This is a genomic window from Streptomyces sp. NPDC005899 (genome assembly GCF_040629645.1).
Lineage (GTDB): Bacteria > Actinomycetota > Actinomycetes > Streptomycetales > Streptomycetaceae > Streptomyces.
The window spans coordinates 1-6,492 of record NZ_JBEXWB010000353.1; the positions used below are offsets into that span (position 1 = coordinate 1).

Sequence of the window (6,492 nt, forward strand, 5' to 3'; positions counted from 1 at the left end):
CGTCCGGGCCCGTTCCGTGCCGGGCCCGGACGAACGCGTCCCGTCGGCCGGTCTCCGGCCTGATCGTGTGTCGGTCCCGGGCGTGTCAGTCACGCCGGTGCTCGTCCTCGGGCGGGATCACCTCGTTACCGCGGTCGCTCAGCTCGTAGGGGGAGAGGGCCCTGCCGTCCTCGGGGAAGTGGTCCGCGTGATGCGGGCCGCTCTCCCGCACCTCCGTCCGGTGATCCGGCCGGAGCGGCTGCTCCTCGGGGCGGGGTGCCGGTGACTCCTTGTCCCGGCGCCGCATCCCGAGGACGAACCCACCGATCAGCAGCAGCACCACGAGCAGGCCGACAATGCCGATGATCACGCCAACCGCGCCCGGGCCGCCGGAACCACCGGTGGAGGCGAGCGCTTCCCATGCTCCGTTCGTTACGTCCATGCATGCCGCATACCCCGGGAACCCGATCGCAGACAGCCATTGACATGAATTCATGTTTTATGGCGATGTCACGGTAAAAGAGTTTCATATGGTTGAGATTGGCTACACGATGATGACCGAGCAGGCAGGCCCGCGCGCCCTCGTCGAGGACGTGGTGGCGGCGGAGGAAGCCGGCTTCGACTTCTCCGTCACCTCCGATCACTACTTCCCCTGGCTCGCTTCCCAGGGACACGCGCCTTATGCCTGGTCCGTGCTGGGCGCGGCGGCCCAGGCGACCTCCAGGATCCCGCTGATGACCTACGTGACCTGCCCGACCACGCGCTACCACCCCGCCGTGGTCGCCCAGAAGGCGGCGACACTCCAGCTCCTGGCCGAAGGCCGTTTCCGGCTCGGTCTCGGCTCCGGCGAGAACCTCAACGAACACGTGGTCGGCGCAGGATGGCCGGCCGCCCACGTGCGCCTGGAGATGCTCGAGGAAGCCGTGGAGATCATTCGCGCGCTCTTCGACGGGGACTGCGTCAACCACCACGGCACCCACTTCGACGTGGAGAACGCCAGGCTCTGGGACCTGCCGGAGCAGCGCGTGCCCATCGGCATCGCCGTCTCGGGCCCGAAGTCGTGTGCGCTCGCGGGACGGCTGGGCGACCTGGTCATCGCGACCGAGCCGGACGCCGGCCTGCTGAGCGCCTTCGACAGCCACGGTGGCGCGGGAAAGCCCCGCGTCGGCCAGATCCCCGTCTGCTACGACCCCGACCGGGACGCCGCGATCGCCCGCGCCCACGACCAGTTCCGCTGGTCCGTCGGCGGCTGGAAGGTCAACTCCGAACTCCCCGGCCCGGCTGGATTCGAACAGGCCACCCAGCACGTCCGGCCGGAGGACGTCGCCGAGTCCGTGCCGTGCGGCGACGACGTGGACGCGTTCGTCGACGCCGTCCGCGCCTACAGCGACGCGGGCTTCACCCAGATCGCCCTCGTGCAGGTGGGCGGCGGGCACCAGCGCCCCTTCATCGAGTGGGCCAGGACCACACTGCTCCCGGCCCTGCGCGAACTCTGACCCGGCCGGATCGTGACCCGGCCCGCGCGGCTCGTGTCGCCGAGATGCGGACGCGGGGTCAGCCTGGAAGGAATCCCCGCGGCGCGGGCGGGCACGCGAGAGGGAGTACGACCAGGTGACCGGGCCCGCCGGACGGTACCCGCGACCGGGGGCCGCGCACGGCCGGTCCCCGGTCGCGGGTGCACCGAACGGTGTCTCCCCGGCACCCCAGTGAAAGGAACAAGCGTGAACAGCACTCCCCAGCAGACGCAGGAGCACCAGGAGAGCGGCGACGTCGTCGTGGCGGTGACCGGCTGCCCGAAGGAGGACGCACGGACCGTGTTCGACGTGCTGCGCCGCTCCTTCGCGTCCGACCGCCCGGCGGGCGACACGCCCGAGGAGGCGTCGGACAACCGCCCGACGGTGTGGACGGCGACCGTCGACGTCACCGAGACGAAGGCCGGTGCCGAACCCGCCCAGCTCTCCACGCCGGTCACGGTGGAGGCACAGGGCGGCTACTGGGCCGTCGACCGCCTCCGCGAGCACCTGGCGGACGCCTTCGCCGTACGGGTGGTGGGGACCGCGGCCGGGGACCAGGAACAGGAGGTCCGGCTGCGCCTGGAGAGCCACCGCCCCGCCTGACGGGTCGCACCTGACAGCCGGACCCGCCGGCAGCCAGACTGCCCGACCGGAATCCGGAAGGTACGCGTACATGGACCCCACCCCCGCCGGGCGCGACGCCACCGCGCACGCCCCGGCCGCAGGCGACCGCTCGACCTTCGCCCTGCACGTCAACGGCACCGAACGCATCCTCACCCTCGACAACCGCACGACGCTGCTCGACGCGCTGCGCGAGCACCTGGGACTGACCGGCGCGAAGAAGGGCTGCGACCACGGGCAGTGCGGCGCCTGCACCGTCCTGGTCGACGGCCGGCGGGCCAACAGCTGCCTGCTGCTGGCCGTGGCCCAGGAGGGCACCCGCGTCACCACCGTCGAGGGCCTCGCCGACGGCGACCGGCTCCACCCCCTCCAGGCGGCCTTCCTGGAGAGGGACGCGCTGCAGTGCGGCTACTGCACCCCCGGACAGATCTGCTCGGCGGCCGGCATGCTCGACGAGGCGGCGGCCGGATCCCCGTCCCACGTCACCCCGAGGACGCCGGCCGTCCCGGAGGGCCCCGCGCCGCTCGACGCGCGGGAGATCCGTGAACGGATGAGCGGCAACCTCTGCCGCTGCGGCGCCTACCCGAACATCGTCCGGGCGATCGAGGACGTGGCCCCGTGAAACCATTCGCCTACCTGCGCCCCGGATCCGTCGCCGAAGCCGTCCGCGCGGGAGCCGAGAACCCCGGTGCCCGGTTCCTCGGCGGCGGCACCAACCTCGTCGACCTCATGAAGCTCGGCGTGGAGACGCCCGGCCTGCTCATCGACGTCAGCAGGCTGCCGCTGGACCACGTGACGCGGACGGAGGACGGCGGCCTCCGCGTCGGCGCGACCGTACGCAACAGCGACCTCGCCGCCCGTCCCGAGGTGCGCGCCGACTACCCGGTGCTGTCGCAGGCCCTGCTGGCCGGGGCGTCCGGGCAGCTCCGCAACGCCGCCACCACCGGTGGGAACCTGCTCCAGCGGACCCGCTGCCCGTACTTCCAGGACATCTCCAAGCCGTGCAACAAGCGGAGCCCGGGCTCGGGCTGCTCCGCGCGGGAGGGGGTCCACCGCGACCTCGCGGTACTCGGCCACTCACCGGACTGCGTCGCCACCAACCCCTCGGACATGGCGGTCGCCCTCGCGGCTCTCGACGCCACCGTGCGCCTGGAGGGGCCCGAGGGCGAACGGACCGTGCCCGTCACCGGCTTCCACCGGCTGCCCGGCGACAACCCCGACCAGGACACGGTCGTACGGCCGGGGGAGCTGATCACCGAGGTCGTGCTGCCGCCCCGCCCCGACGGATCGGCGTCGCTGTACCGCAAGGCCCGCGACCGCGCCTCGTACGCCTTCGCCCTGGCCTCCGTCGCGGCGGTCCTGGCGGTGCGCGACGGACGTGTCGCGCACGCGTCGCTCGCGTTCGGAGGGCTCGCCCACCGCCCGTGGCGCGCCCGGGCGGCGGAGGACCTGCTGCGCGGCGCACCCGCCGGCCCCGAGACCTTCGCGCGGGCGGTGGACGCCGAACTGGAGGCCGCCAGGCCCTTGCGGGACAACGGTTTCAAGGTGGACCTGGCCCGCAGGCTGGCCCTCGGCGTCCTGACCGAACTCGCCTCCCCGGCCGGCTGACCGGCCCGCCCGCACCTCCGACGAACCGAGGACCACCGACATGAGCCACGCCCCCCAGCCACTGGGCGCGCCCGTCGTCCGCCGCGAGGGCCGGGACAAGGTCACCGGCGCGGCGCGCTACGCCGCCGAACACACCCCGCCCGGCCGCCTGTACGGCTGGATCGTCACGGCCACGGTGCCCAAGGGCCGTGTCACCGCCGTCCGTACGGCCGACGCGCTCGTCCTGCCGGGCGTGCACACCGTCCTGACCCCGGACAACGCGCCTCGCCTCGGGCAGGCCGACGATCCGGTCCTCGCCGTCCTCCAGGACCACCGGGTGCCGCACCGGGGCTGGCCCGTCGCCCTGGTCCTGGCCGAGACCCTGGAGGCGGCCCGGGAGGGTGCCGACGCCGTGCGCGTCGAGTACGAGAGCGACGGCCACGACGTCGTGCTCACCGGCGACCATCCGGGCCTCTACGTCCCCGAGCTGGCCAACGGCGGCAACGCGGCCGTCCGTGAGCGCGGTGACTTCGACGGCGCGTTCGCCGCCTCGCCGGTGCGGATCGACGCCACGTACACACTCGGTGGGCTCCACAACCATCCGATGGAGCCGCACGCCTCCACCGCCACCTGGGCCGACGGGCATCTGACGGTCCACGACTCCAGCCAGGGCTCCACCACCGTGCGTGACACCCTGGCCCAGGCCTTTGAGCTCGACCCGGACCGGATCACCGTCGTCTCCGAACACGTCGGCGGCGGATTCGGCTCCAAGGGGACCCCGCGCCCGCAGGTGATCCTGGCGGTGATGGCGGCCCGCCTCACCGGACGGCCGGTCCAGCTCACCGTCCCGCGCCGTCACATGCCCGCGATCGTGGGGCACCGCGCGCCGACGGTGCAGCGGGTGCGGATCGGTGCCGGGCGCGACGGCGTCATCTCCGCCCTCGCCCACGAGGTCGCCACCCACACCTCCACCGTCAAGGAGTTCGTCGAGCAGGCCGCCGTGCCCGCCCGCGTCATGTACACCTCGCCGCACAGCCGCACGGTGCACCGGGTGACGGCCCTCGACGTGCCCAGCCCGTCCTGGATGCGCGCGCCGGGGGAGGCGTCCGGGATGTACGCCCTGGAGTCGGCCATCGACGAACTGGCCTGCGCGCTGGGGATCGACCCGGTCGAACTGCGGCTGCGCAACGAGCCGGCCACCGAACCCGACAGCGGGCGCCCGTTCAGCAGCCGCAACCTCAGGGCCTGCCTGGAGGAGGGGGCGCGCCGGTTCGGCTGGTACGACCGGGACCCGGGCCCCGCGTCCCGGCAGGAGGGGCCGTGGCTGCTCGGCACGGGAGTGGCGTCGGCGACGTACCCGGTACTCCTCTCGCCGTCCGCGGCATCCGCCCACGCCGCGCCCGACGGCTCCTACCGGATCGGCGTCAACGCCACCGACATCGGCACCGGCGCGCGCACCGTCCTCGCGCAGATCGCCGCCGCCGCGCTCGGCACACCGCTCGACAACGTCCGGATCGACATCGGCAGCAGCGACCTGCCCAAGGGCTCCGTGGCCGGCGGATCCTCCGGCACGGCGTCCTGGGGCTCGGCGGTGCACAAGGCCGCCACCGCGCTGGTGCGCAGGCTCGGCGAGCACACCGGACCGGTCCCGCCCGACGGCATCACGGTCACGGCCGACACCGAGCAGGAGGCGGCGCGGGAGTCCCCCTACGCACGGCACGCCTTCGGGGCGCACTTCGCCGAGGTGGCCGTCGACTCCGTCACCGGTGAGGTGCGGGTGCGCCGGCTCCTCGGGGTGTTCGCCGCCGGCCGCATCCTCAACGCCCGCACCGCACACTCCCAGTTCGTCGGCGGCATGGTCATGGGACTCGGCATGGCACTGACCGAGGGCAGCACGATGGACGCGGCGCACGGTGACTTCACCGAGCGGGACCTGGCCTCCTACCACGTGCCCACCTGCGCCGACGTACCCGACATCGAGGCCCACTGGATCGACGAGGAGGACCCCCACCTCAACCCCATGGGCAGCAAGGGCATCGGCGAGATCGGCATCGTCGGCACGGCGGCCGCCATCGGCAACGCGGTACGGCACGCCACCGGCGCCCGGCTCCGCACCCTGCCTCTCACGCCGGACACGGTGCTGCCCCACCTGCCGTGACCGTCCACGCGGGGGAGGACGTGCGTCCCTCGGTTGCGCGACCGGCTCACCGGGGTCACCCTGATGAGTGACCCAGAAGTGATGAACGCTCACGCTTCGTGCTCGGGGGTCGTCGGTTCGGACGGGGTGAAGCAAGTGGGCCTCGCGGTGAGGAGCCTCGACGATGACCGTTCCACTCGACCGGCACTACCAGGTCGAACTGCAGGTGTCGGCTGAGCGCGTTTCCCAGCTCCGGCGCATAGTCGCCGCGCACCTTCGCCACTGGAGTCTCGATCTGCACGTCCGGCCGGTCTGCCGGGCGGCGGAGGAACTCCTGACCAACGTCCGGATGCACGTCGGCGCCGACAGCACGTGTGTCGTCGAACTGCGCTGGACCGGACGGCACCTGACGGTGTCCGTCGCCGACAGCGGCTCCCGGATGCCCAGGCTGCTCAGCGGCGGCGGTGGCGGCCTCAGCCGCGTCATGGCCCTGAGCGACAGCTGGGGCACCTGCCGGACCACCGGGGGCAAGGTGGTCTGGTTCACGCGTTACGCCCAGACGCCCCGCACCACCCGGCTGCTGCCGGGCGCGCCGCTCCCCTCGGGCGACGCGTTCCGTCCCCGGCCGGCCGCCGAGCTCGTCTGACCGGCGGC

The 6,492-nt window shown here is 73.2% G+C and carries 7 protein-coding genes; 6 read left to right on the plus strand and 1 reads right to left on the minus strand.

Annotated features, from left to right (window positions below):
- Positions 1 to 85 precede the first annotated feature (85 nt).
- Positions 86 to 421, minus strand: coding sequence for a DUF6479 family protein (locus ABZ371_RS27340; RefSeq protein ID WP_358684347.1), 336 nt, complete (start codon positions 419 to 421; stop codon positions 86 to 88).
- 88 nt (positions 422 to 509) lie between these two features.
- Here ABZ371_RS27340 and ABZ371_RS27345 point away from each other — a divergent pair, with 88 nt between their 5' ends.
- The 6 genes from ABZ371_RS27345 to ABZ371_RS27370 all read left to right on the plus strand — a co-directional run bounded on the left by ABZ371_RS27345 (position 510) and on the right by ABZ371_RS27370 (position 6,484).
- Positions 510 to 1,475 (plus strand): LLM class F420-dependent oxidoreductase, encoded by a 966-nt coding sequence (locus tag ABZ371_RS27345; RefSeq protein WP_358684349.1) that lies wholly within the window; start codon positions 510 to 512, stop codon positions 1,473 to 1,475.
- 225 nt (positions 1,476 to 1,700) lie between these two features.
- Entirely contained in the window at positions 1,701 to 2,096 is a 396-nt protein-coding gene (locus ABZ371_RS27350) for a hypothetical protein (protein ID WP_358684351.1), read from the plus strand.
- A gap of 70 nt (positions 2,097 to 2,166) precedes the next feature.
- Positions 2,167 to 2,736 (plus strand): 2Fe-2S iron-sulfur cluster-binding protein, encoded by a 570-nt coding sequence (locus ABZ371_RS27355; RefSeq protein ID WP_358684353.1) that lies wholly within the window; start codon positions 2,167 to 2,169, stop codon positions 2,734 to 2,736.
- Positions 2,733 to 3,722 carry a xanthine dehydrogenase family protein subunit M gene (locus ABZ371_RS27360; protein WP_358684355.1) on the plus strand — a complete coding sequence of 330 codons (990 nt, stop codon included), beginning with the start codon at positions 2,733 to 2,735 and terminating at the stop codon, positions 3,720 to 3,722. The genes ABZ371_RS27355 and ABZ371_RS27360 overlap by 4 nt, the downstream gene beginning before the upstream one ends.
- Positions 3,723 to 3,762: 40 nt before the next feature.
- Positions 3,763 to 5,859 carry a xanthine dehydrogenase family protein molybdopterin-binding subunit gene (locus tag ABZ371_RS27365; protein WP_358684357.1) on the plus strand — a complete coding sequence of 699 codons (2,097 nt, stop codon included), beginning with the start codon at positions 3,763 to 3,765 and terminating at the stop codon, positions 5,857 to 5,859.
- Between the two features lie 163 nt (positions 5,860 to 6,022).
- Positions 6,023 to 6,484, plus strand: a complete 462-nt coding sequence (locus ABZ371_RS27370) for an ATP-binding protein (protein ID WP_358684359.1) — start codon at positions 6,023 to 6,025, stop codon at positions 6,482 to 6,484.
- The last annotated feature ends 8 nt before the right edge of the window (positions 6,485 to 6,492 follow it).

Excerpts from the sequence above, each read along its gene's own strand:
- ABZ371_RS27340 (WP_358684347.1), bottom strand. The coding sequence starts at position 421 with ATGGACGTAACGAACGGAGCATGGGAAGCGCTCGCCTCCACCGGTGGT.
- ABZ371_RS27345 (WP_358684349.1), top strand. The coding sequence starts at position 510 with ATGGTTGAGATTGGCTACACGATGATGACCGAGCAGGCAGGCCCGCGC.
- ABZ371_RS27355 (WP_358684353.1), top strand. The coding sequence starts at position 2,167 with ATGGACCCCACCCCCGCCGGGCGCGACGCCACCGCGCACGCCCCGGCC.
- ABZ371_RS27365 (WP_358684357.1), top strand. The coding sequence starts at position 3,763 with ATGAGCCACGCCCCCCAGCCACTGGGCGCGCCCGTCGTCCGCCGCGAG.
- ABZ371_RS27370 (WP_358684359.1), top strand. The coding sequence starts at position 6,023 with ATGACCGTTCCACTCGACCGGCACTACCAGGTCGAACTGCAGGTGTCG.